The organism is Sulfitobacter sp. L-8, from assembly GCF_056859255.1.
Map to the genome: position 1 here is coordinate 218,909 of NZ_JBSXOD010000046.1, position 26,517 is coordinate 245,425.

The following is a 26,517-nucleotide window of genomic DNA, read 5'->3' on the forward strand; positions in this document are numbered from 1 at the left end:
CCTGATCCTCGGGGGTTTGGGGGCAGACAGCCCCCATTCTGCCCTATGGCTCTCGAAACGCCTCTGTGGACTTGTAAAGCGGCTTCAACAAGTACTGCAGAACAGTCTTCGATCCGGTATGCAGTTCCACACTTGCCTGCATGCCGGGCCTGAACTGCAATGACGCCTGACGCTGGGTCAGATGTTCGGTGTCCACCTGCAAGGTAACCTTGTAATGTGGATCGCCATCGGCGGAGCGCGACCTTTCATCCTTGAACGTGTCCGCCGATATTACCTTCACCGTTCCTTTCAGCGTGCCATAGATCGTATAATCATAAGCCGAGAGCTTGACAGTCGCCTCCTGTCCGGGGCGCACCCCGGCGATATCCTTGGGCTTCACCCGCGCCTCTACGAAAAGCTCTTCATCAAGGGGAATGATCTGCAATATTTCCTCACCGGGGCGCACGACACCGCCGATCGTCGTAATGCTCAGATTATTGACAATGCCGCGCAGCGGGCTCACCAGAACGGTCCGGTTCAACTGGTCGGTGCTCGCCTTCAGGTTCTGCTTCAGCGTTGCAAGCTCCTTCAGAACGTCGGAATATTCCTGCGCCCGCTCCAGTTCGGTACCGGTGATGATCTCGTCGAGCTTGATCCTCGCGTCGGCGTGCACCTTGCGCGCGCGTGTGACCTCGATCAGCGATACAATCTTCTTGCGCAGCATATTTTCCAAAAGATCCCGCTCTTTGGTGGCTTCCTTCAACACCCGCTTTGCGCCGTCTGATCGCGATACGAAATCGGATTGCCGCGCCTTGAGAAGGGCGCGCTCGGATGCAACAATATCCGGCGTGCGTTGTGACAATTCGGCTGGCACCTCGAAATCATACTGGCCCGCAAACTCGGCCTCCAGTCGCAGACGCCGGATTTCGAAGGCGCTGATCTGATCCTCCAGGTCGTCGACGGATGATTGGAACTGCGTCCCGTAAAGCCGGGCCAGCATATCCCCTTTTTCCACGATATCGCCTTCACCGACGCTGAGTTCTGCCAGAATGCCGCCTTCCAGGTTCTGAATGATCTGAGGTCGCGAAGACGATACCATCGAGCCTTCGGCACGCACGATTTCATCCACCCATGCAAAAGCGGCCCATAGCAAAAACACCAGCACACTGGCTGCACAAAGCCAGACGACCATGGACGGCCCGCGCAAACGCAGGTTTATCTGGGTGCCAAAGCGCGTCCCCGGGGCGGCGTTCATGCAACGCTTCCGTGGCGGCTGGCCAAATGCGCAAGCACTTTTTCCTTTGGGCCATCTACCGTCATCCGCCCATCCTGAAGCACCAGTGACCGCTCGGTAAGGGCCAGAATAGGTGCCCGGTGGGTCGCGATGACGGCGGTGCGCCCTTCCATCCATGTATGCAGGCGCGCGACAAGCGACGCTTCCAGTTTCTGGTCCAATGCGGCGGTAGGTTCGTCCAGTAGGCAGATCGACGGATCTTGCAACCACAGCCGTGCCCAGCCGATGGATTGACGCTGTCCGATCGACAGGCCTGCGCCTGCGTCTAGAATCTCAAGATCAAGACCTTTATGGTGGTTGCGCACGAACAGCCCCAGCCCCGCGAAATCCAAGGCGGCGTGCAGGCGGTCGTCGTCGTGCTCCAGCAAGGTCAGGTTCAGATTGTCGCGCAGCGTTCCGGAAAAGAGGCGGACATCCTGACCCAGATAACCGATCAGACGCCGCAGGTCGCGCGGCTCGATCTGACCCAATTCAGTTCCATCCAGCAAGATACGTCCCGAACTTGGCGCGTAAAGTCCGCTTAAAAGCTTGAGAAGAGACGATTTTCCTGAACCGTTCGCGCCAAGCACCGCGACATGCTGGCCCGGTTGAATCAGTATCCCCTTGATATCGACGGTCGGAGGGCCGTCGTCTTCGTAGCGAAAGACCACATCGCGTAGCTCGAACTGTCCGCTCAATTTTACACGGCGAAGATAGGTGCGACCCGCTTCACTGTCCTGCGGCGCAGCTACGATCGCTTCCAGCCCATCGAGCGCCCCCTTGACGTTGCCCCATCGCGCCATTGTGCCCGATAACTGAGTGAGCGGCCCCAGGGTTCGCCCGGTGAGGATCCCCACGGCAATGATCGAACCCACGGTGAAAGCGCCGGCAAATACCAAGTAGGTTCCGACGATCACGGCCGCCACATATGTCGCTTGCTGGATGCCTTGGCTCCAGAAGGTCAGGAAGGAGGCCAATGCGCGCTGTTCCGAGGATTTGACCGAGGATAAGGTGTTCAGCTCGGTCCAGAGTCGGATGATACGATCTTCCGCGCGTTGGGTTTTGACCGTGTCGAGCTCGAATATCGCTTCGTGCAGCAGCCGCGATGATTTGGTCGAAGCACCTTGGGTTTCCTGCGTGAGCTGGATGGCTTTCTTTTGCAGGAAGAATCCCGGTACCAACATCAATATGCCGCCCACGATCAACACCCATACGACGTTGCCCGCGATACTGGCGACCAGAAACAGAAACACGAAAATAAACGGGATGTCGGCGATGGTACCGATGGTGGAAGCGGTAAAGAATTCACGCACAGAACCGAATTCGCGCATAGCCGAATATAATTGGTTCGGTGCCTGACCTCGGGTATCAGAGCGCATCCCCAGCACCCGTTTCATCAACAGGTCTTGGACAGACAGCTCAATCTGACGCCCTGCCCCATCCATCAGCCGCGCGCGCGCCATTTTCAGGAACGCCTCCATCAACAGCGCCAACATCGCACCGATGGCCAACACCCAAAGGGTCGCTTCCGATTGGTGCGGGATGACGCGGTCATAGACTTGCAGCGAAAACAGCGCGACAGCGACCGCCAGAAGGTTGGCGACGAACGATCCCAATGCGACTTCGGCAAGCTGGCGGCGAAACCGTGGAAATTCACCCCAGAACCAATGTGCCGGCGCGGCGTCGGTCTTGTGGGTCCGGGCCACGGCTTGCAACGTGGCCTCGGCGCGGACGATCACCCCGGCAAAAAACGGATCAAAGTCAGTCACCGGCACCATCGCGCGGTTGTCTGTGCAAGTCGTGTCATACACTATCAATTCGCCACGCGTCTGGCCCATCACCAGCAAGAGCTGGCCAGAGGTCATATAGGCCAGCGCCGGCCAAAGCTCTTTGGATATCGCCTCCACGCGGCTTACCTGCGTCAACAATCCTGCGGCCTCTAAACCCTTGGCGATGCTGCTTGCCTCTTGCTCGGCCTGTGCCCCGACGACGGAATGCCGCGAAATTATCTCGAAGATGTCGTTGGCCGAGGCGCTGACACCCAGCACCCCCGAATAAACCGACGCCAGTTTTGCCCGCGCCATCAGCCGATCTTCCAACCGGTTGGAATTTTCCGCCTTGGGTTTCGGAGCCTTTGAAGAGGTCACACGCCCTTGATTGCCATTGGTGATGGTCAGCGTGAAAGGAGATCTCTGCGTCAAATCGCGCTCCCGTCGGCAAGAACGCCCTGAATGCGCGCCATCTCTACGCGCAGTTTTACCACGTCGTATTTCAACGCGACCTGAGCTTGCTGTTGCCGCGTATAGGTCTCGTAGACCCCAACCACATCCATAACCTGGCGCTGGCCTGCATCGTACTGGGCCTGAAATATATCCAGATTGCGCTTGGCCTGGGCTGCCAGCGTGGTTGCTTCGGCGGCTTGCCGGGCCTTGGCGCTGATTTGCTTTTCAAGGCGCCGCAGATCGCGGTTCGCATCCTCGGTGGACTGGTGCAATTTTCGCGTGGCGGTTTCTTCGGCCATCTTTACCGCTTCAAGCGAGGCACCGGTACCAAACCCCAGCAAGCTGTCGGATTTGACATGCAATCCCAGGTTGCTTCCCTTGCCGATGGTGCCGCCCGCGGATAATCCGGGCAACAAGCTCGCGCGATTGACCTTGGCCGAAGCGATCGCCCTGATCTTTTCCGCCTGCGCCCGGACAACAATCAGCGGTTCCGCAGCAAATGCGTTCACATGAAATTCGGGTATGCCGCGCAAATCTCCAAGCGGCGCAATCGACATGGCGTTAAGTTCCGAAATGGACGTCGCCTCGCGTTCGATTGATGCCTCGTAGCGGGCCCTTATCTCGGCAAGTTTCTGGCGGAGCACCGTCAGATCGGACATGTCCGAAACACCGCCCTTCACCCTCTCTTGCATGACCCACTCAAAATGGGTCATGTCCTTCAGCGTCACCACATCCAGCGCCGCGTTCTCATGCGCCTGCGCCGCAGTGGTATAAAGCTTGAGTGCGGTAGCAACACGGTCGTTGGTATCTTGCGCCAGCGACACGGCCGCAACCTCGACGTCGGCCACCGCAAACGCACGTTCACCGGCACGACGCCCGTTATCAAACAACACTTGATCAACAACTAGGTTTGCGGCAAGCGACCCAAGCGATGTCAGGCTGATCTGCGGACCGATTTTAGGCAGCCAATTCTTGCTGGCGGCCTCTGACCGAAGCGTGGCTGCGCGAACCTCGGATTCTGCCGTGCGGCTGTTTGCCGCCAGAACCGACGACGCGACGGTGGCCGCGACGGAATTTGCAGGCAGAACGGATGTGCGCATCGCCAACCCTTGGATAATCGGGCTGTCGGCGGTGATCGTTTCCGCATAGGTCGGCCCGATGGCCTGAGACGCGCCAGGTAATCTGAAGCGTGTGACGAGGTCGGCAGATGCATACCTTTCCCCGATGTCCGACATGCAGCCGGACAGGGCCAGCGCCAAAACGCACATGCCCCCTGCCCCTTTTACGCTCTGCCCCATATCCTGCCCTTAACGTGCCGGTATTATTATTTTGATGGTCCGGGGAAACCGGCCCCCGTCCCGTCTTTAGCTACAGCCTGTTGACTTCAGATAAGTACATTGATGTCACTGTCGATCATCAATGTCCCCTCGGAACCCAGTGTATAGATGTCGTAGGTTTGGCCATTTTTGACTTCAACGCCGTCGCGTACTGCGCCGGTGATTGTCACCGTGTCATCGCTGAAACCATTCACGACCAGCGAATTTGTATTCTTCGACAGATTTATCAACGCCGCCTCGGTGATCGTCAGTTGCGCTTCCTCGGCGAATTGCAAATCAACAGTTTCGACATTGTATTGCGCCAGGTTGGGATTGCTGAGGTTGAGCCGGGTATTGGCGCTTTCGTCATCCAGTGCGAGATAGGTACCGGAAGAGTTTCCCGCCGTGTCGGTCGCTGTCACCACCAGGTCTGACCCATCCGGTACGTTGGTCTTGAACTGAAAGTTACGCTCTCCGATGGCGTCGATGTCAAAACTGGTCGATTCAACTTCGGATATGGACCTATCTGCGTTGACCTGATGAACATCCAGCGTGTCCGGGCTGATTTCGGTTGAGATGCCGCGTATGCCATCCCCATCGCGCGTATAGGAAGCGATGACGGGACCCTCTGGCGCATAGGTGTCAATCGCCAGCGTGTCAGAGATGGAGGCGGTGTTGCCCACGTGGTCGGTTGCTGTGACCAATATATCGGCGTCATAGGTACCGGGACGAATGCTCGCCGGGGGGATCATAACTGTCCAGTTGCCAGAAGCGTCGACCGATGCGGTGTAGTTCGTGCCGTCGAAGGTGACCACGACAGTCGAGCCCGCTTCGACCCGACCATTGAGGTCGATCCCGGCCTCGGCTTCGCGGGCACTGACGATCCCGTCGTTTCCACCGGCCTGCGCCATGTTCAACGGATCAACCACCGTGTCGATCAGCACCGCATGGCTTGCGCTGGCGGAGTTCCCTGCCTTATCGGTCGCTTTCACGGAAACGATGGTGTCGGTCGTGCCTTGTGGGATTTGCCCTGGGGCGAAGGTCACCGTCCAGTTACCGTTCGCATCCACCACACCGCTCATCGACGCGTTGCCAAGGCTTACCAGCACTGTGGACCCGATCTCACTGGTACCCGATACGGTCACGCCTCCGTCGGCAAGGCGCTCTGCACCGCTGACAATATCGTCGCCTTCAACCTTGTTCAGCGAAAGGTTGTCGACCCGCGTGTCGACCTGCACGCTGTCTGTCGCGCTGCGCGTGTTGCCTGCGTTGTCGGTTGTCGTGGCGGTGATGTCAGCGGTATAAACGCCCTGAGCGACCTCTCCAGCTGCATAGTACGATGTCCACTGACCGTTTGCGTCCGCCACGACAGTATGGGTAATTCCCGCAAGGGTAACCTGCACGACAGCGCCCGGGTCAGCGGTACCGGAAACAGCCACGCCGTCGCTTGCTTCGGCCGCATTGACGACGTCGTCACCTTCGATCGGGGCCGGGTTAATGGTCAGCAGCCCAGCTTCCGTGTCGACAGATACCGATTGAGATACGCTATCGGTGTTACCGGCCGCATCGGTGGCTGTGGCGGTCATGGTCGTGGTATATGTTCCCGCCGGAATATCCGACGGTGCGAAAGTCACGCTCCAGCTGCCGTCGGGGGCCACAGCAGCCGCATGGGACACCTGACCGAGCTGGACCACCACCGAAGAACCGGGTTCGACCGTGCCGGTCATGACGACATCCTGCGCTGCCTCGGCACCGTTCACAATGCCGTCGCTTCCTCCGGTCTGGCCTGTAAAGGCAAGATCGCGCACCAAAGTATCGATTTGTATCTGGCCGGTCACAGTCGAGCTGTTTCCGACGCTATCGGTGGCAACCGCCGTAACTGTCGCGACCGTTTCACCGGTGGGCACTTCGGACGTAGCGAATTGCGCGCTCCAGTTTCCGTTCGCATCGACAGTTGCGGCTTTGGTCGCCGAACCAAAAGTGACATCGACGGTCGACCCCGGCTGCGCCGTGCCTGTCAGGGTAACGCCGTCGGCCCGCCCGGCCGCGTTCACCACGCCGTCCACTTCGACGCTGTCCGCAGCAAGGGTAACTTCGGAAACCGTATCCACGACCAACTGTTCGGTGATTGTAGTCGCATTGCCGAATTTATCGGTAGCGACAACGGTAATGTCGCTGACATATTCCCCTTCGGGCAATGTGCCGGGTTGCCACGTCGCGGACCACGTGCCGTTTTCCCCAACCGTGGCTGTGCGCGTGATGCCCCCCACGGTCAGATGAACAGTCGCGCCGGGTTCGCTTTCGCCGGAAAGGGTCACACCGTTGCTGAACGCGGCCCCGTTAAACATGTCGCCCGCCGACTGCGAGCCTGACGTGACCTTTACCGTCGGTGCCAGTGTATCGACAACCAACGTCTCCACGCTGGTGGATGTGTTGCCATATTGATCGGTCGACTGGATCGATACTTCGGTCTCGTATTCACCGCTTTCGAGATCGCCGGGTTGGAAGGTCACCGACCATGTTCCGTCTTCGGCGACAGTTGTGGTGGCCACCTTGTCAGCAACCGTGACCTCTACATCCGTGCCGGCTTCGCCAGTGCCCTTCAGGGTGACACCTTTGGTAAATCCGTCCGCATTGAAGTAGTCCGAAACGCTTTTGGTCCCTTCGGTCACCGCCACTACCGGTGCCGTGGTGTCGATTACAAAGCTCGGGCCGTCCAGCGTCGCTGTTTCACCGTCCGTCGTTACGGTGACAACCGCCTCGTGGTTGCCGTCCGCAGGAAAATCCTCACCGTCAAAGACGGCTTCGAAAGTACCGTCATCACCAACGGTGGTCGTGATCTGCTTGTCGCCTATCGTGACGACGACCTCTGCGCCCGGTTCGCCCCCACCGGTGACCGTCACACTTTTCGTGGCCCCATCGCCCCCGACTGTGGCGGAAGAGTCAGGTTCGTTCACGAATGGAGCCGCCTTTGACCCGCCGCCGCCGGCACCATTCCCGCCCGCGCCCAGCACGGCAGCACCACCGACCGCGGCTGCGGCCGCGACTGTCGCAGCCCCACCGCCACCGACCATACCACCAAGCAAGGGTGCCGCCAACATCGACACCTCGTCATCCCCGCCGGTGATTGCGCCACCTGGGGGCATGATTGCGTCGCTGCGACCGAGATAGATCAAATCGTCCGAAGGGCTCCACTTGCCCCATTGCTCGGTAGGGCCGTATTGGGCAAAAAGATTGTCACCGTCCGCTTCGACAAAAGCGACCTCGTTCAGATATCCATCCGAAGAAATGAACAGACGATTGGGCGTCCCGGATTGATTGAAGTAATTTTCAATCGTGATGACACGACCATCAGCAAGCGTCAGCAAAAGGTCGCTGCCTGCACGTTGTTGAGAAAGAAAGTCAGTCTGGCGAAGGTTCAGCGAAATTTCCTGACCCGACTGGGCCTGTATAATCTGCCCCTCAACACCATCCAGAACCGTGCCACGCTGCAATGCGCCCGCTTGATCGCGAACGACGAAATCTATCGTCTCCATAATACTCCCGCTCTGCCTCGGCGCCTGCCTTTCGCGCGGCACCAAACTATTGAATGACCACCGGCCCTTATGTGAACCGTGCAGCCGCCTGGTGATGTTCGCTATTTTAAACGAAACTTATTATTGCAAATTGCATACCCTTTTTGCCCTGAAAAAGCCAAGATTTAATTGAAAACGGCACATTGCTGCCACAATTGCCTGTGCACATCGGCCACACTTTCAACGTGTGGTTGAGGTTGACCAACCAAATAATCGTCTATGCCAATATCGAACAAATTCAAATTGTTAACGATTGTTCCTCATTCGATCGGGAGGCGCAAATCAGGTGTCCAGTTGACAACCCGGCCGGGGCTGGCAAGGCTACATGTATGGAAAACACCTCGAACCTTCCACTACCGTTGGTCGAAGACCCTGACGTGGGCATCACCCTGTCCGACGGGTGCCGCCTGTCGGCAAGAATTTGGCGTCCACAAAATGCCGATGCAGAACCGGTACCCGCGATTTTGGAATATCTTCCCTATCGCAAACGCGACGGGACCACGGCGCGCGACGCGCTTACACACCCGTGGTTCGCCGAACGCGGCTATGCCTGCGTCCGCGTCGACATGCGGGGTAACGGTGACAGCCACGGCATCATGGAGGATGAATATACCCCCCGCGAACAGGCCGATTGCATCGAAGTGATAAACTGGCTCGCGTCACAGCCTTGGTGCAGCGGCAGTGTCGGGATGATGGGGATCAGCTGGGGCGGCTTCAACGGGTTGCAAGTGGCTGCGCACGATCCCGAACCCCTAAAGGCGGTAATCACCCTGTGTTCCACCGTTGATCGGTTTGCCGATGACATCCACTATAAAGGCGGGTGCCTGCTGAACGAAAACCTTGGCTGGGGCGCGACCATGTGGGCATATTCCAGCCGCGCTCCGGATCCTGCCCTGCGCCCCGACTGGCGCGAGATGTGGCTCGAACGGCTGAAGGCGGAGCCCTTTCTCCCTTCACTGTGGCTGCGCCATCAGACCCGCGATACCTATTGGAAGCAGGGGTCGGTGATCGAGGATTATTCGGCAATCAAAGCCAAGGTTCTGGCGATCGGCGGCTGGGGTGATGCATATAAAAACGCCGTGCCTCAACTGGTCGAAGCCTTGCCCGGTGCCAAGGGTATTGTTGGGCCTTGGGTACATAAATATCCACATTTCGCGATCCCCGAGCCCCGTATCGGGTTCTTGCAAGAAGCGCTGCGCTGGTGGGACCAATGGCTCAAAGGGATCGACACCGGCGTGGAAGCAGACCCCGACTATCGGGTTTACTTGATGGACGGCATGCGCCCGGCCGCTTGGGTGTCGCAGCGCCCGGGCCGTTGGATTGCAGAAACGGACGGTGCTACATCGCATCTGGCCGAGAAAGTGCTGCACCTGACAGATAACGGGTTAACTGATGACACCGGAACGTTAAGCAGCGTCATTCAGTCGCCGGCTCACTGCGGCGCAGACGCCGGCGAATACTGTGCGATATGGCTGGGGCCGGAAATGCCCGGCGACCAGCGCCATGACGACGCGTTATCGACGACGTTTGACACCGCGCCTCTGGCGGCTGATTTCGATATCGTGGGTGCACCGCGTATCTCTCTTGATCTTACCAGCGACAGACCGCAGGGCCAAATCGCAGTGCGCCTGAATCATGTGCACCCGGACGGAGCCAGCGCTCGGATCACCTATGGCGTGCTTAATCTGTGTCACCGCGATAGCCCGGAAACCCCGGCTACGGTCCCCTGCGGCGATGTATTTACAGTAAGTTTCGACCTTGACCACATCGCCTATCGCGTGCCCGCCGGTCACCGGCTGCGGGTGTCTGTATCCAACGCTTATTGGCCACTGATCTGGCCATCGCCCGAAATATCGAGCCTGAGGCTGGCGTCGGGCCAGTTGGTGTTGCCGCACCGTCCGACCACGGGGGGCGACGAATATGTCTTCCCCCCGCCGGTCACCGCCCCTGCCTGGGCTACGGAAACCCTGCGCGCCGAAAATCATGTGCGGCGTCAGGAAACCGATATGGTCACCGGCGAGGTTTCATTGATCATCGAGGATGATTTCGGCAAGGTTCGCGATTGCGACCATGGGCTGATAGCAGGGTCAATTGCCCGGGAACGTTGGTCGATCAAACCAGACGATCCGCTATCGGCGACAGGCGTGTGTCACTGGACCGAAGAGCTGGAGCGGGACGACATTCGGCTGCGCACCGAAACCCATTCGAAAATGTGGTCAGACGCGACGTTATTTCATCTTACCGCGCGCGTGGAAGCGTATGAGAACGATATCTTGATCTATGAACGCGACGTAGCGGATAGCATTGAGCGGCACTTTATGTAACAAAACCGTCACATACACCACGCTATTAACTCTTGCGACACTCGGGGAAATGCTTAACGTTGTGTCATCAATCAATAAAAAAACCCGTGTAAAAATCACCAAATCAGGGAGAACAATACATGAATGATCAACTGGAATATATGACCGGTCAAGTTGCCAAAGGCACGATGACCCGCCGGGAATTCGTTGGCCGGGCTGCGGCCCTGGGTGTAACCGCCGCTGTCGCGAATTCCATGCTTGCCAACAATGCCAAAGCCGCCGCCCACGAGGCACCGGTTCGCGGTGGCACTCTCAAGGTCGGATCATCTGGCGGAGAGTCGACCAACACGCTTGATCCGGCTTTGACAGCATCGGAAGTGCCGCTTGATAACCTGCGCCACCTCTACGAAACACTGGTCGAGGTGAACCCGGCGGGCGAAGTTGAACCACGCATGGCCGAAAGTTTTGAGGCTTCTGCCGACGCGAAAACATGGGCTTTCAAAATCCGCAAAGGGATCCAGTTCCATAACGGCAAGGACATGACCCCCGAAGACGTGCTGAAAACCATGCAGCGTCACTCGGACGAAAACAGCCAGTCAGGTGCGTTGGGCATCATGCGCGGCATCGAAAACATGAAGGTCGACGGCGACAACTTGATCGTCGAACTGGGCGTGGGCAACGCTGACCTTCCCTACCTCATGGCCGATTATCACCTGATGATCCAGCCCGATGGCGGCATGGATAACCCCGGTGCCGGTATCGGTACAGGTCCCTATACGCTGGAAGTCGATGAACCCGGCGTGCGCCACGGCTTCAAGCGCAACGAAAACTACTGGGACGCCGACAACCGCGGCTTTACCGACTATAACGAAGTTCTGGTGCTGAACGATGCGACGGCCCGTACTGCGGCGCTGCAATCCGGTCAGGTCAACATGATCAACCGCGTTGACCCCAAGGTCGCGGCCCTGCTGGACCGCGCGCCGAACCTGAGCGTCAAATCTGTCTCTGGACGGGGCCACTATGTGTTTATCGCCCATATCGATACGGCACCCTTCGATAACAATGATCTGCGCCTGGCTCTGAAATATGCGATCAACCGCGAAGAAATGGTCGATAAGATCCTGCGTGGCTATGGATCTATCGGGAACGACATGCCGATCAACGCATCGTATCCGCTGTTTGACGAATCGATCCCACAGCGCGAACACTCGATCGAGAAGGCAAAAGAGCATTACGCAAAATCCGGTCACGACGGCAGCCCGATCATCCTGCGCGTGTCGGATGGAGCTTTCCCCGGCGCCGTGGATGCCGCTTCGCTGTTCCAGGAATCGGCCAAAGCCGCCGGTATTCCGCTGGAAATCAAGCGCGAGCCTAATGACGGTTATTGGTCGGAAGTCTGGAATGTGAAGCCGTTCTGCGCCTCTTACTGGGGTGGTCGTCCGGTGCAGGACCAGATGTATTCCACAGCCTACCTATCGACCGCCGACTGGAACGATACCCGTTGGAAACGCCCTGAATTCGATGCCATGCTGCTGGAAGCACGCGCCGAGCTGGACCAAGCCAAGCGCAAGGCAATCTATTCGAAGATGGGCATGATGCTGCATGACGAAGGCGGAGTCATCCTGCCGATGTTCAACGATTTTGTTGATGGTGTGGCCAACAACGTCGGCGGCTGGATCGAAGACCCTAATTCGGAGCTGATGAACAACAAAGCCCCGATCAAATGCTGGGTCAAAGACGCATAAGGTAACATATGCTTATGCACCCCGTACTGAAACTGATCGCCCAACGCTTAGCGTTGGGCCTTCTCCTGCTCTTTGCCGCGTCGGTCTTGATCTTCGCAGGGACTTCGATTTTGCCCGGCGACGTGGCACAATCCATATTAGGGCAGTCCGCCACGCCTGAAGCGCTGGCGAACATGCGTCGCGAACTTGGCCTGAACGACCCGGCCCTCACCCGATATTTCGCCTGGCTCGGTGGTGTGTTGCAGGGCGACCTGGGCACGGCATTGACCAACGGCCGCGACATCGCGGAAAGCCTTGGCGGTCGACTTAAAAATACCCTGTTTCTTGCCTTCTGGGCGGCCGCGATTTCGGTGCCGCTGGCAATTTTCCTTGGACTTCTGGCGGTTCGCTACAAGGATCGGTGGCCGGATAAACTCATTTCCGCGGTAACCCTGACTACAATCTCTATTCCCGAATTCATGATCGGCTACGTACTGATCTATTGGATCGCGATCAAATGGCGGCTGTTTCCGTCGGTCGCGATCATCAACGACAGCATGAGCCTCGGTGAAAAGCTGAACGCCATCGCAATTCCGGTGATGGTGCTGACGCTGGTCGTACTGGCGCATATGATGCGGATGACCCGGGCCGCGATCCTGAATGTGATGCAATCGGCCTATATCGAAACTGCCGAGCTCAAGGGCTTGGGCATGCTGAAAATCATCCGCAAACATGCTTTCCCCAACGCCATTGCCCCGATCGTCAATGTGGTGATGCTGAACCTCGCGTATCTGGTGGTCGGTGTCGTTGTGGTCGAGGTGGTGTTCGCCTATCCGGGCATGGGGCAATATCTGGTCGATCACGTCAGCAAACGTGATGTTCCGGTTGTGCAGGCTTCGGGCCTGATCTTTGCCGCGGTATATATCGGGCTGAACTTGGTTGCCGATATCGTTTCCATCCTTGCCAACCCGAGGCTGAGGCACCCGAAATGAAGAATATCCCCATTTCAGCGATGATCGGCCTGTTTTTCACCGGGCTTTACTTTTTGATGGCGATTTTTGCGCCCCTGTTAGCCCCCTACGGCATGGCGGAAATCGTCGGCGACGTGTGGGAGCCTTCATCGTCGCAATTTCTGTTGGGGACGGACAGTATCGGGCGCGACCTTCTGAGCCGGATGATCTATGGCGGGCGTACAACGATCTTTATCGCCACTGCCGCAACGATCCTCAGCTTTACGCTGGGGTCTGTGCTGGGGTTTTTCGCCGCGGTGTCCGGCGGCTGGGTAGATCAGGTGATCTCGCGGTTTGTCGATCTGATCATGTCGATCCCATCGCTGATTTTCGCGCTGGTGGTGTTGTCGGTGATGCCGACGACTGTCCCGATCCTCATCTTGCTGATGGGCCTGCTTGACAGTACGCGGGTCTACCGCTTGGCCCGCGCCGTTGCCGTGGATATCACGGTGATGGACTATGTAGAGGCCGCGCGTCTGCGGGGCGAAAAAATCGGCTGGATCATTTTCCGGGAAACGCTTCCCAATGCCCTCTCCCCGCTGGTCGCCGAAATGGGTCTGCGGTTTATCTTTGCGGTGTTGTTCGTTTCGACCCTGTCGTTCCTGGGCCTTGGCGTGCAACCCCCGCAGGCCGATTGGGGCGGCATCGTGAAAGAGAATAAAGAGGGTATCAACTACGGCATTCAAGCGGCGCTTTACCCTGCCTACGCCATTGCCACGTTGTGCATCTCGATCAACCTTGTTGCGGATTGGATCTTGAACCGCACCACATCGCTGAAAGGGGGCCGGGGATGACCGAGCCACTTCTCAAGGTACGCGGCCTCAAGATCGGGGCAACAGCTTACCCGCCCGGCGAACGCCCGGTCGCGATCAAGATCGTGCACGGCGTCGATTTCGACCTGGAAGCCGGCAAGGTGCTCGGCCTCATCGGTGAATCCGGCGCAGGAAAATCCACGATCGGGCTTTCGGCGATGGCCTATGGTCGCGGCGGGGTCGAAATCACCGGCGGCGAGGTCTGGGTCAATGGCCGCGATATCCTACAGGAAAATCTGCGAAGCCTGCGCCGCCTTCGCGGAGCCGAAGTAACATATGTGTCGCAGTCCGCCGCGGCATCGTTCAACCCGGCCAAAAAGATCATGGACCAGGTGACCGAAGCGGCGATCTATCAAAACAAGTTTTCCAAATCCGAGGCAGAAGAGCGCGCGGTCGAGCTGTTTCGCAAACTCGGCCTGCCCGACCCGGAAAATATCGGCAACCGCTATCCTCACCAGGTATCCGGCGGCCAGTTACAACGCTGCATGACCGCGCTCGCACTGTGCCCTGAACCCGATCTGGTGGTCTTTGACGAACCAACCACAGCGCTGGACGTGACCACTCAGATTGATGTGCTGGCCGCCATCAAGGAAGCCATCGCGGCAACCGGCGTCGCAGCCTTGTATATCACGCATGACCTCGCCGTGGTCGCACAGGTCAGCGACCACATCATGGTGCTGCAACAAGGCAAAATGGTAGAATACGGGACCACCGATCAAATCATCAACGCCCCGCAAGAAGAATATACCAAAGCGCTTGTTTCGGTTCGGTCGATCCGACACGAGGAAAAGACGCCGACCGATACGCCGGTGCTGAGGGTAGAAAACATCACCGCCCGCTATTCCGGTACGACCTTTGACGTTCTCAAGAAAATCAACGTCGATATTCACCCCGGCCAGACGCTCGCCGTTGTAGGTGAATCGGGATCCGGCAAATCCACGCTTGCGCGGGTGATTACCGGCCTGTTGCCGCCAAGCGACGGGCAGATCACTTTTGACGGACGCCAATTGGCCCCTGCCCTGGCATCGCGCCCCATTGATGACCTGCGCGAAATGCAGATGATCTATCAAATGGCGGACACCGCAATGAATCCGCGCCAGACCGTGGGGACTATCATCGGACGACCACTGGAATTTTACTTTGGTCTGAAAGGCAAAGCCAAGCAAAAGCGCATCCAGGAATTACTGGATGAGATCGAACTGGGGGACGGATTTCAGGATCGCTACCCGGCAGAGCTGTCAGGCGGGCAAAAACAACGCGTCTGCATCGCCCGCGCGCTAGCCGCCAAACCCAAGTTGATCATCTGCGACGAGGTGACTTCGGCACTGGACCCGCTGGTTGCTGACGGTATTCTCAAGCTATTGCTGAACCTTCAGAAAATAGAAGACGTCGCCTATCTGTTCATCACCCATGACCTGGCGACAGTAAAAGCCATCGCCGACAGCATCGCGGTGATGTATCAAGGAGAAGTCGTGCGCTATGGCTCGAAGAGCCAGGTTCTATCACCGCCGTTTGACGACTACACCGACCTGCTTCTCAGCTCTGTGCCGGAGATGAAAATCGGTTGGCTGGAAGAAACCATTGAACATCGGCGCATGGAAAGTGCAGGCAACTAGCGACATCCGGTTTGGCATCGTACACACAAGACTGACAGTTTAACCAAGCATCGCCGAGGTAAGTGATGAAGAATAAACTCCTGCTGATCATTCTCGATGGTGTGCCCCATCGAAACTTTCGTCGCCTGTTTGGCAATCTGGAAGGCTGGGTCGACAGCGGCGATGCCCGCGTGTGGACGCAGCGCGCGGTCCTGCCGTCCATTTCGGCGTCCTGCTATGCATCAATCCATACGGGCGTTGCGCCCGCAGAACATGGGTGCACGGGCAATGGGAACGTCTTTCGATTAAAGCACAAGGATGTATTTGCCCAGGTGCGTGCAGCGGGTGGCGTCACCGGTGCCGTGACCCATTCGTTTTGGTCAGAGTTCTTTAACCGCCACCCGTTCGACTATGTGCGCGATATCGAATACGACGAACCTGAAAGCGACACGATCAACCATGGGCGGTTTCACACCATGACGGGTTATGGGCTGATCAACCAGATGACGCCCTCTGATGTCGATCTTTTCGGTACGCTCACCAATCTGGCGGCGCGGTTTGGGCTGAATTACGGGATTCTGCACACCTGTACGCTCGACAGCATGGGCCATCGCTTTTTCCACGACTGTCAGGAAATGGACCACGCCTGTGCGGTCATGGACGAGATGCTGGCCCCCTTTATCCCGAAATGGCGCGCCATGGGGTACGAGGTGATTGTCACGGCTGACCACGGCCAAGACGAGCGCGGCCATCATGGCGGGCGCGGTGCATTGCAGCAAGAAACGGCGCTGTATTATTTCGGCGATGCCGAGGGGCCGTCCGAGGATACGGTGATAGACCAGTTGCAACTGGCCCCGACGATCCTGAAGCGTCTGGGTGCACCTGTCGCTGATACGATGAAGGCCAAGTCGTTTCTCAAGTAGCGGCTTTGGTCGCCTGGTCGCCGGCACCCATGTCCTTGATCGCGGATGTGACCGTATCAAAGAACGCAGCCGCGCGACGCGACATGGTTCTGGCTCGCAAACAACCGTGTACCAACCCCTTGGTCTCGATCCATACCGCTTGGCCGCCCGCGGCCTGTATGGCGTCCCGGTACGCTTCTCCGTCGCTTGACAACGGGTCACATTCCACAGTCAGGATCGCAGTAGGCGGCAAGCCAGAGAAGTCGGTGTCGTGCAGCGGAGCATAGCGCGGGTCTCTCTCGGGGGGCGTGCCTCCGGACCTGACTTGCTGATAGAATTCCATATCGGCGACCGTCAGCTGCGGCGCGGTGGCGTGGGTCACGTAGCTGCCCTGCCCGCGATCGCCGCCCAGGCCGGGATATATCAGCACCTGCCCGGTTATACGCCCGTCTATCCGCCCTCGGGCGTAATGTGCCACGGCCGCGGCCAGGTTCCCACCGGCGCTGTCTCCGGCCAGAACGATGCGCCCCGGGAAGGCAGCCGCTATGGCACCAAAAGCCGTCCACGCATCATTGAAACAGCCTGGGAAAACCACTTCGGGTGCCAGTCCGTAATCGACCGAAACGACCCGGTACCCCGTGGTGGCGCAAATCTCGGCACAGATGTCGTCGTGACTTTCCAGCCCGCCCACGACAAAGCCGCCGCCGTGATAGTACACCACCGTGGCAGCCATCGCGCCGATTTCGTAAACCCGACAGGGAACTCCGCCGAACTGCACATCGGACGTCACCACGCCGTCAGGATGAGGCTGATGAAAGGCAGCGCACATATCGTCATAGACCGCGCGCTGCTGTTCGATCGTCAATCCGGTTGCGTCGGGCGGATAAAATTCGTTTGACCTATCCATATAAGCCCAGACTTCTTCATCCAGCAAAACGCGGTAGTCGGGTCGTGTCATGCAGGCTCCCATTTGCAAATGAACACATCCAACGCCGCGCCGACCTCGGTTTCGGATGCTCCGTTCATCTTGACCTGGGCGACCAACCCACGCTTCTTGTCATCGATCACTGACACCACACGCGCAGACGAACCGGCGCTTTCAAGGGTTTCATTATACACCCGCGTGATGGCGCTTTTACGCAGGTCGGGCTTGAATATCTTACCTACAGCGGTCTTTGGCAATTCGTCCATGATGACCAGATGCTTGGGCTGAGCGGCACGTTCGTGTACCTTTTCCTTGCAGAAATCCATCAGCTCCTGTTCGGACACCGAAGCCCCGCCCACCAATTCCACGAAAGCACAGGGGACCTCTCCTGCATGTGCGTCGGGCTGGCCTATCGCACCGGCGAAAGCGACAGCCTCATGGCCCAACAGCGCCTCTTCGATCTCGGCAGGGTCGATGTTGTGCCCCCCCCGGATGATCAAATCTTTGGCGCGGCCAGTGATCCACAGGTATTGATCCGCATCAATGCGTCCCAGATCGCCAGTGCGCAGATATTCGTCCTTGTAATACAGGTCTTTATTCTTGTCGGCTTCGGTATAGGTATTACCGACAAAGACACCGGGGTTCGAGATGCATATCTCTCCGATCTCGTCCACGCCAGCCTCGACCAAGCCTGCCTCGGTGCTCTTGATGATCTTGACGTCTGTATAAGGAAACGTAATCCCGATACTCCCGACCTTCTTTACCCCATCGGTCGGGTTACACGACACAAGGCAGGTCGCTTCGGTCAGCCCGTAACCTTCGACCAGCGTTATGCCGGTCGCTTTCTCAAAGCGGCGAAACAGCTCAAGAGGGAGCGGTGCAGACCCCGAAAACGCAGTCTTGACGGTGGAAATATCAGCATTGATCGGCCGCTGCATCGTGGCCGAGATCGCAGTCGGGACAGTGATGATGAAGGTGATTTTCCAACGCTCCACCAACTTCCAGAAATTGTCGAAAACCCCGTCACCGCGATAGCCCTGCGGGGTGGGGAACACCACATGCGCGCCCGAAGTGACAGCCGCCATCAAGATCACGTGACACGCGAAAACATGGAACAACGGCAGCGGACACATGATGTTGTCCTCTTCCGTATACAGCAGGGTGTGGCCCAGCCATCCATTATAGACCATGCCGGAATACTTGTGCTGCGCCACCTTTGGCATACCGGTCGTTCCGCCGGTATGGAAGTAAAACGCCACCCGATCCTGCTGAGGATCGTCAAAGGTCAGATCCGTCGGCTGTTTCGCGATTTCGGCATTGAAATTCTTGTAGTTGGCCTGATTTGTCACGCCCAGCTTTGGCCGGATCAAGGGCACGATCCATGATTTCGGTGCGGTCAGATAACGGCAAAGATCCACCTCGAGCACGGTGGTCACGTTGGGGGCCAGTTTGACGGCTTCGGCGGTTTTTTCGGCGACATCTGTTTTGGGGAAAGGCCGCAGGGTGACAACCACCTTGGCGTTTGTTTCGCGAAGGATCGACCCGATCTGTTCGGCATCCAGCAGCGGGTTGATCGGGTTGGCGATACCCGCGACGGCGCCGCCCAGCAAGGTTATCACTGTCTCGTTGCAGTTGGGCAGCACGTATGCGACCACATCCGACGGCCCTACCCCAAGCGAGCGGAACAGGTTGGCCGCGCGCCCCACCTGCCCCCGAAGCTGCGCCCAACTCAAGGTTTCGGCATGGTCTTTCGGGCCCGATAACAGTTGAAAGCTGATGGCATCATGGCTGGGAAACTTTCCTGCCGTTCCGCTCAGCAGGCTCCATAGCGTCTTGGGGACGTCGCGATCTTCCCACGGCATCTCAGCCTCGATAGCATTACGGTCTTCAATCCCGGCAAATGTCATATATTCCTCCCTGTCGGTGCAGTTTGCCTGCATCCTCATTCCCTACGATCAAAGATGATGGCAAATGGAACCTTGCGCAAGCATTTGCGTCGTCAAACAAGCGTCTAGGCGGCCATTTGACCCAACGGAATGGAGGAAAACATCACGACGGCGATGTTCACAGCACCCTTTTTGCGGGAATGTAATATATAGTGCTTTCTCAACGAGGTGAGCCGGTTCACCCGTCCCTGGCCCGGCCGCTGACGCCGTCACCGATAACCAGACCCCATGCGAACCAACACTGTTTTGGTGCGCTTTGATCCTTCGGACTATCTTGGCGTCATTCGGCGGCCATTCCGTCCGTGAACTGCAAACGCGCCAATCGTGCATAAAGCCCACCCTTGGATACCAGTTCGTCATGGGTGCCGGTGTCGATGATCTGGCCTGCTTCCATTACAACGATGCGGTCCGCTTTCTTCACCGTGGCCAAGCGATGTGCCACAATCAGGGTTGTCCGGTCGGCGCTTAACTTGTCGACAGCAGCCTGCACCGCGCGTTCGCTTTCGGCATCCAGCGCACTTGTCGCTTCGTCCAACAGCAGCACCGGCGCGTCGCGCAAGATCGCCCGCGCGATAGCGATACGCTGTTTCTGACCACCCGATAGCATCACGCCGCGCTCGCCCAGATAGCTGTCGTACCCGTCGGGAAGCTCGCTGATAAAAGTATCCGCAGCAGCAGCCTTGGCGGCAATGACGATTTCCGCGTCGGTTGCATCTGGTCGCCCGAACCGGATGTTTTCACGTGCCGATGTTGCAAATATCACCGGATCTTGCGGCACAAGAGCAACTGATCGGCGGAAAACATCGCGTGCGACCTCGCGCAGATCCACGCCGTCCAGTGTGATGCGACCCGAACTGGGGTCATAAAAGCGCAAGATAAGCTGAATGATCGTCGTTTTCCCCGCCCCCGACGGGCCGACAAATGCAATGGTTTCGCCAGGGTTGATCACCAGGTTGATCCCGTTCAGCGCAGGGGCCGCAGGGCGTGCCGGGTAGGCAAACTGCACATTTTCGAATGCGATCCGTCCCGCGACCGGTGCAGGCAAGGCCGCGGAATCGACGGGATCCTTGACCGAATCCGTGGTGTTCAGCAGTTCGACCAGACGTTCGGTTGCACCGGCGGCGCGTTGTAATTCGCCCCAGATTTCGGACAAGGCAGCGACGCCGCCTGCGACCATTACTGCATAGATCACAAACTGCACCAACGCACCCGGGGTCATGTCCCCGGCGCGGACATCGCGTGCACCCATCCAAAGCACACCCACCACACCTGCAAAGACCAGAAAGATCACGATGACAGTCATGACGGCCCGTGTCTTGATCCGTCTTTGAGCCGCGTCATACGACGATTCAGTCAAGCGGGCGAACTGGGCGCGGCTGGCGGTCTCGTTGGTGAATGCCTGTACGGTTTGCACCGCACCAAGGCTTTCCGACGCATTGCCGGAACTTGCCGCGATCCAATCCTGGTTTTCCCGGCTCATCACCCGCAACCGGTGCCCAAGTACCAGAATGGGTACGATCACCACAGGAACGATCAACAGCACCATCGCGGCCAGCTTGGCCGAGGTCAGCAGCATGAAGGCCAGCCCCCCTGTAACGATCAGGAGATTTCGCAAGGCGATGGACACCGAAGACCCGATAACCGACAGGATCACGGTCGTGTCCGTGGTGATACGGCTCAGGACTTCCCCCGTCATGATCTTTTCGTAAAATTCGGGGCTCATCCCGATCACCCGGTCGAATACCGCCTTGCGGATATCTGCCACCACCCGTTCGCCGAAACGCGTCACCAATGCATACCTAAGCCCGGTGCCCAGGGCCAGGAGCGCGGCGATTACCAACGCTGCGACGAAATACTGGTCAAGCAATTCGGTTTCGCCGCTGCCAAAGTTATCAATGACCCTGCGAACCGCCAAAGGAAGCGTCAGCGATATCATCGCGGTGATCATCAACGCCAAGATGGCGGCAATCATCAGTGGACGATAAGGGTGGACGAACGGCACCAGTGCCCGCAGCGCCCCCAGTTTGCGCGATTTCTTGCGTTCTTCTTGTGTCGGGCCGGGCGTGGGGGTGCGTGCCATTTCAGATCCTCTTCAGCTACCGTGTCATCGCCCGCACACCCCACGGCGTCAAGACCTGCACAGGTGCCCATGCCGCACGAGAACACGTCATATTCAAAAAATCATAGCTGAGCCGGTCCGAAAGGAGAACTCGGGCCGCTCCACGTCGGCGGTTTCAACAGGTGAACGGTTTGCGGGATGGGTATGGAGCGGGCGGCGGGAATCGAACCCGCGTCTTCTGCGTGGAAGGCAGAGGTCTTACCATTACACAACGCCCGCGCTACGCTGTTCAGGTATGACATACGCTGGGGGGCGTCAAGTGGTTGATCGCGGGTAATCGGTCGGGGAAATCAAAACAAACAGAAATCGCGGCTCTTTACCTGTGTCGCGCGATGACGCAAGTTCCTGTGCGAAGCCGTTGCGAAACCGATGCAAAGAGACCGCGATATGCCCAACCCGCTTTATGATGCTCTGTTCGCCCGCCATGCGGACCAGGACACCCCGTTCCTGCACCTTCCCGACGGGAGCACAATGACCCACGGTCAGTTCATAGACACGGCTTCGCGCTATGCCAATGCCCTTACCTCCAAGGGGTTGGCCCCCGGCGACCGGGTCGCGGTGCAGGTTGGCAAGTCCCCTGATGCGCTGGCGCTTTATGCGGCGTGCGTGCAGGCCGGGCTGGTGTTCTTGCCGCTGAACCCGGCGTATACACCCGCAGAGGTTGAATATTTTGTTTTCGACGCCAGTGCCAGCCTCCTGATCTGTGATCCTGGGAGTATCGGGGATCTGGTCGACGTCGCCGCCAATAACCAAGCCGAGCTTGAGACAATGGATATCACGGGTCGCGGCACATTGCGCGACCTTGCGGCCGAGCATGGGCATCGGTTTGCCACAGCCGAACGCACCGAAAATGATCTGGCTGCACTTCTGTATACATCCGGCACCACGGGCCGATCAAAAGGTGCGATGCTGAGCCAGAAGAACCTGCTGAGCAATGCCGAAGCATTAACCAAGGCCTGGCAATTCTCCAAAACCGATGTGCTGTTGCATGCCTTGCCGATCTTTCACACCCATGGTCTTTTCGTTGCGACAAACGTCATGCTGTTGTCGGGCGGTGCGATGGTGTTTCTGCCCAAGCTGGATGCGGATCAGTTGATCCGTTTCATGCCAAGGGCGACGACATTGATGGGAGTACCGACGTTTTACACCCGTCTGTTGGCACATGATGATTTCACCGCATGTTTAACCGCCCACATGCGCCTGTTCATCTCGGGTTCCGCCCCCTTGCTGGCCGATACCCATACCGAGTTCGAAGAGCGGACGGGTCACCGCATCCTGGAACGCTATGGCATGACAGAAACCAACATGAACACCTCCAACCCCTATGACGGACCGCGTCGCGCCGGCACTGTGGGATTGCCCCTGCCAGGGATAGAGGTCAAGGTTTGCGACCCAGAGACCGGGGAAACATTGCCGGATGGGGATATCGGTGTTGTCGAAGTCCGGGGGCCGAATGTCTTCCAAGGCTATTGGCGTATGCCAGAAAAGACGGCGGCCGAACTGCGCGCCGATGGTTTCTTTATTACTGGCGATCTGGGAGTGATGGATGATCAGGGGTATCTGAGCATCGTCGGTCGCAGCAAGGACCTTATCATTTCTGGTGGTTACAATATCTATCCCAAGGAAATAGAGCTGTTGCTGGACGATCAACCCGGCGTCATGGAAAGTGCCGTGATTGGCGCGCCGCATGCCGATTTAGGCGAAGCACCTGTCGGTGTACTGGTGGCGCAGCCCGATGCAGCGTTGGATATCGAAGCGATAAATACCGCCCTTGCTGGCAAGCTCGCAAGGTTCAAGTGCCCGCGCGCTCTTGTTGTCATCGACGAACTGCCGCGCAACGCGATGGGAAAAGTCCAGAAAAACCTGCTGCGCGCGCAGTATGCGGATGTTTTCGCTCTCTAGATCTTGCCGAGCCTTCCAGGTACGTTCGCCTTAGTGCCCGCCGCCCGCGCCATGTCCCACCCCAAGACCTGGTTGCTTGAAAGGCATGGGATGCCCGCGGCCGTCTCTATCTTATCGATCACGTCGAGCGTGCGCAGGTTCGTACAACTCAAAAACACGGCGTCGACTTTGCCCTGCCGGGCAAGGTCGAGGGCCGCGTCGGTGATTGACTGGGCGTCGATCCGCACGACCTTTGCTTCTTCGGCTTCGTCGAAGCTGCCGAAAACCGGGGTGGCGATGCCGACGTCGTCTAGGGCCGTGCGCAGCTTGGCGGATACTTCAGCGACGTATGGCGACAGAAGCGCCAACCGCGTCGCCCCCAAAGCGTCGCAGGCTTTGATCAGGGCAGCCAGCGGGTTGGTGACATGCGGGCTTGAGGCAGCGTGACGAATACAGTCCGCCACCCTGTCAGAGCCTATTTCAGCGGCACCCGACGTGCACCCATACCCGATACTGGCAAAGCTGGCGGCTTTCGGCAATAATCCGGCCGACGTCGCCAGATGATTTTCCATCGCGGCCAAGGAGTCCGGCGTCACGTTGTCACCGCTTTGGATGCGGCTCACGTAAAGCATCACATCCGTAGGCAAGATCGCCCTCATATCGCCTTCCAGCGTTTCGTCCGCCTGCAAGACGATCATGCCAAGCGCGGCATCCAGATCGGGCACCGATGTGTAACGATAGGTCATTGAAGCACGGTCAGGTCACGGTCTGCACGGGGCGAGAGAAACCGGTTTCCTGTCTCGGTTATCACGATGTTCTCTTCGTGAACCATGATCCTGCCCCCGACGGTTTCAATTCCCGGTTCAAGTGTGATGACCATACCGGGCACCAGCGCTGTGTGGTCCTGGGGGATCAACGACAGACCTTCGGTTAACTGCATGCCAAGACCGTGCCCCAGCCGCCCGGTATCGGGGCCGCCGACACCCCCGGTCACGATCGTGTCCATGACATGGAACAGTTCAGCGGCGGTTGTCCCCGGCTGCGCGCGCTCAGCCGCAGCATCCACGGCATCGATCAAGCATTGGTGCGACTCCATGGCGGTCGTTGTCGCGTTTGTTATCGCGAAGTTACGGTCGAAATCGCAGAAATATCCGTCGTATACCGCACCTGTATCCAACATCAGGATGTCTCCTCGCTGCAAGGGCGCGTCGGTCGCCGGGGAAATTACATCGCCGTATCCATTGGGGCCCGCCCCGCCGGCCAGATAAGGTACCCAATCGGCCCCCTCCTCCAGCAGCAGCCGTTGGAAATCGCGGAAAACCGATGACAACGGCCTTTGCTCCGTCGCGATTTCGGGCACTCGGGCAAAGGCCCGGCCTGCGATCGCGCAGGCCATCTCGATCTTTTCTACCTCGGTCTCGGATTTGATCGCCCGCAAGCGTGCCGTGATCGCACCGTCTGCAACGAACGTTCCGGTCACTGACGCCTTGACCCGCTCCCAATCGGCTTGCGGGATCCGCAGATAGGTTTCCGGCCCCGCCGGAATGCCAATACGGCCATGGGGCGCGGCTTCGTTCAAGGTGTCCGAAAGCAGTGTAACCCCGTCATCAACGGGGTCCGGCGAAGACCAGGTCCGGATATCGCTCACCCAGGTTTGCGCCATAAGCGCCGCCCCGATCCGTGGTATCACGGCCACCGGCTTTCCTGCTGCCGGCACCACCAGAAACCACGGACGTGAAGGGCTTTCCCAGAAACGTGTCAGAAATCCGGTGAAATAGCGTATCTCGGCCTCGGTTGTTAGCAACAGCGCCGCCAGGTCCTGCGCGGCCATCATGCTTTGTGCCCGTGCCAGCCGGGTCTCGTACTCTGATACCGCAAAGCCCCGCATCACGCGGCGGGCCCTTCGCTCAGCACTGTCAGCACGACTGATCGCGCCGATATGTCCAGTGTTTCCTTTTGTGCATCCGACAAGGCCAACAGCGCTGCGATGCCTGCTGCTCCGGAGGTGCTTGATCCAAGCCCGGCCACCATGGCGGCCCCTGCGCCCGCTTGCCCCTCAGCTTCGGAAATCAGGGCAAAGGCATCGGCGTCACGCGCCAGACCTTTCAGTGCGATAAGCGATGGCATCTTGCAATCAAGCCTTCCCATCTCACTGACCGGCCCCTGGCTTTCGATGGGTTCGCCCGCTTTAACCGATCCATGCAGTGCCGCGGCAACCGTTGGTTCGACGACGATAATGGTTGGCGCATCGCCCCAAGCCTGCCGCGCCAATGCCGCACAGGCCCCAGCCAATCCACCGACCCCCGCCTGCAAAAAGATATGGGTGGGCGGGCTTGGCATCTGGGCAATCGCTTCGGCCATCAGCACCAGATAGCCTTCCATCAACCGGTGGGGGCGTTCAACGTAACCGGGCCAGGAACTGTCTGATAGCAGCGCCCACCCGTTAAGGTCGGCAGCGGCCTGAGCGGCGGCCATGCTGTCTTCGTAGGTCGCGCCTTCGCGAATGACTTCCGCCCCCTGCTCTGCCAACCGGGCGGCAAAGCTTTCGGGAACGGACTGCGCGATATAGACCACGGACGCCGCACCAAACGCCTGTGCACCCGCTGCGACCGACATGCCGTGGTTGCCCGCGCTCGCCGTAACATAGGTGCGGCCGCGGTGGTCGCCGCGTTCCTTGTCGCACGCGATGACATACGCAGCACCCAGGGCCTTGAAGCTGCCCAAACCCATGCGCCCACGTTCATCCTTGACCCAGACCTCGGCCACCCCCGCCTCGACTGCAATCGCTTCGGCCTGAAGCAACGGTGTTTGCGCGGCAACGGGGCACCGGGCCACCAGCGTCTGCGCCGCCTGCGCATTTGTCGAGGGCAGCGGAACTGCATCCAGGCCTGACACGTCTGCGGGGCGGTTGCTGTGCAAAATATCCATGATTTAC

General features: G+C 58.5%; 17 protein-coding genes and 1 tRNA gene. 7 read left to right on the plus strand and 11 right to left on the minus strand.

Going from position 1 to position 26,517, the window contains the following annotated elements:
- Positions 1-43 precede the first annotated feature (43 nt).
- From AC13DE_RS10605 to AC13DE_RS10620, 4 genes are all read right to left on the minus strand, one after another.
- Positions 44-1,234, minus strand: coding sequence for an HlyD family type I secretion periplasmic adaptor subunit (locus AC13DE_RS10605; RefSeq protein WP_446297366.1), 1,191 nt, complete (start codon positions 1,232-1,234; stop codon positions 44-46).
- Positions 1,231-3,453 carry an ATP-binding cassette domain-containing protein gene (locus tag AC13DE_RS10610; RefSeq protein WP_483047790.1) on the minus strand — a complete coding sequence of 741 codons (2,223 nt, stop codon included), beginning with the start codon at positions 3,451-3,453 and terminating at the stop codon, positions 1,231-1,233. The genes AC13DE_RS10605 and AC13DE_RS10610 overlap by 4 nt, the downstream gene beginning before the upstream one ends.
- The gene (locus AC13DE_RS10615; protein WP_483047791.1) at positions 3,450-4,772 is read right to left on the minus strand and encodes a TolC family protein; all 1,323 of its coding nucleotides are present in this window, start codon (positions 4,770-4,772) and stop codon (positions 3,450-3,452) included. The genes AC13DE_RS10610 and AC13DE_RS10615 overlap by 4 nt, the downstream gene beginning before the upstream one ends.
- Before the next feature lie 86 nt (positions 4,773-4,858).
- Positions 4,859-8,326, minus strand: a complete 3,468-nt coding sequence (locus AC13DE_RS10620; protein ID WP_483047792.1) for an Ig-like domain-containing protein — start codon at positions 8,324-8,326, stop codon at positions 4,859-4,861.
- 368 nt (positions 8,327-8,694) lie between these two features.
- On the opposite strand from AC13DE_RS10620, the gene AC13DE_RS10625 reads away from it, so the two are divergent.
- The 6 genes from AC13DE_RS10625 (at position 8,695) to AC13DE_RS10650 (ending at position 16,732) form a co-directional block, all read left to right on the plus strand.
- Positions 8,695-10,689 (plus strand): CocE/NonD family hydrolase, encoded by a 1,995-nt coding sequence (locus tag AC13DE_RS10625; RefSeq protein ID WP_483047793.1) that lies wholly within the window; start codon positions 8,695-8,697, stop codon positions 10,687-10,689.
- A 119-nt stretch (positions 10,690-10,808) separates the two neighbouring features.
- On the plus strand, positions 10,809-12,413 hold the full coding sequence (locus tag AC13DE_RS10630) for an ABC transporter substrate-binding protein (RefSeq protein WP_446297371.1): 1,605 nt from the start codon (positions 10,809-10,811) through the stop codon (positions 12,411-12,413).
- A 14-nt stretch (positions 12,414-12,427) separates the two neighbouring features.
- Positions 12,428-13,384, plus strand: a complete 957-nt coding sequence (locus tag AC13DE_RS10635) for an ABC transporter permease (protein WP_446297464.1) — start codon at positions 12,428-12,430, stop codon at positions 13,382-13,384.
- Entirely contained in the window at positions 13,381-14,196 is an 816-nt protein-coding gene (locus AC13DE_RS10640) for an ABC transporter permease (protein ID WP_446297372.1), read from the plus strand. The genes AC13DE_RS10635 and AC13DE_RS10640 overlap by 4 nt, the downstream gene beginning before the upstream one ends.
- On the plus strand, positions 14,193-15,830 hold the full coding sequence (locus tag AC13DE_RS10645) for an ABC transporter ATP-binding protein (protein WP_483047794.1): 1,638 nt from the start codon (positions 14,193-14,195) through the stop codon (positions 15,828-15,830). Before AC13DE_RS10640 ends, AC13DE_RS10645 begins: the two co-directional genes overlap by 4 nt.
- 65 nt (positions 15,831-15,895) lie before the next feature.
- Positions 15,896-16,732 carry an alkaline phosphatase family protein gene (locus AC13DE_RS10650; RefSeq protein ID WP_446297374.1) on the plus strand — a complete coding sequence of 279 codons (837 nt, stop codon included), beginning with the start codon at positions 15,896-15,898 and terminating at the stop codon, positions 16,730-16,732.
- On the opposite strand, the gene AC13DE_RS10655 is transcribed toward AC13DE_RS10650, so the two are convergent.
- The 4 genes from AC13DE_RS10655 to AC13DE_RS10670 all read right to left on the minus strand — a co-directional run bounded on the left by AC13DE_RS10655 (position 16,725) and on the right by AC13DE_RS10670 (position 21,920).
- Positions 16,725-17,669, minus strand: a complete 945-nt coding sequence (locus AC13DE_RS10655; RefSeq protein ID WP_483047795.1) for an alpha/beta hydrolase — start codon at positions 17,667-17,669, stop codon at positions 16,725-16,727. The two genes, AC13DE_RS10650 and AC13DE_RS10655, sit on opposite strands and share 8 nt — an antisense overlap.
- Positions 17,666-19,543, minus strand: a complete 1,878-nt coding sequence (locus AC13DE_RS10660) for an acyl-CoA synthetase (protein WP_446313891.1) — start codon at positions 19,541-19,543, stop codon at positions 17,666-17,668. The genes AC13DE_RS10655 and AC13DE_RS10660 overlap by 4 nt, the downstream gene beginning before the upstream one ends.
- Before the next feature lie 319 nt (positions 19,544-19,862).
- On the minus strand, positions 19,863-21,662 hold the full coding sequence (locus AC13DE_RS10665) for an ABC transporter transmembrane domain-containing protein (RefSeq protein WP_483047796.1): 1,800 nt from the start codon (positions 21,660-21,662) through the stop codon (positions 19,863-19,865).
- A gap of 184 nt (positions 21,663-21,846) precedes the next feature.
- Positions 21,847-21,920, minus strand: a tRNA-Gly gene (locus AC13DE_RS10670).
- Between the two features lie 168 nt (positions 21,921-22,088).
- Here AC13DE_RS10670 and AC13DE_RS10675 point away from each other — a divergent pair.
- Positions 22,089-23,603, plus strand: coding sequence for a malonate--CoA ligase (locus AC13DE_RS10675; protein ID WP_483047797.1), 1,515 nt, complete (start codon positions 22,089-22,091; stop codon positions 23,601-23,603).
- On the opposite strand, the gene AC13DE_RS10680 is transcribed toward AC13DE_RS10675, so the two are convergent.
- The 3 genes from AC13DE_RS10680 to AC13DE_RS10690 are packed head-to-tail and all read right to left on the minus strand — an operon-like array spanning position 23,600 to position 26,510.
- Positions 23,600-24,328 (minus strand): maleate cis-trans isomerase family protein, encoded by a 729-nt coding sequence (locus AC13DE_RS10680; RefSeq protein ID WP_446313888.1) that lies wholly within the window; start codon positions 24,326-24,328, stop codon positions 23,600-23,602. The genes AC13DE_RS10675 and AC13DE_RS10680 overlap by 4 nt on opposite strands.
- On the minus strand, positions 24,325-25,470 hold the full coding sequence (locus tag AC13DE_RS10685) for a M24 family metallopeptidase (protein ID WP_483047847.1): 1,146 nt from the start codon (positions 25,468-25,470) through the stop codon (positions 24,325-24,327). The genes AC13DE_RS10680 and AC13DE_RS10685 overlap by 4 nt, the downstream gene beginning before the upstream one ends.
- Positions 25,470-26,510, minus strand: coding sequence for a pyridoxal-phosphate dependent enzyme (locus AC13DE_RS10690; protein ID WP_483047798.1), 1,041 nt, complete (start codon positions 26,508-26,510; stop codon positions 25,470-25,472). Before AC13DE_RS10690 ends, AC13DE_RS10685 begins: the two co-directional genes overlap by 1 nt.
- Positions 26,511-26,517: the final 7 nt, after the last annotated feature.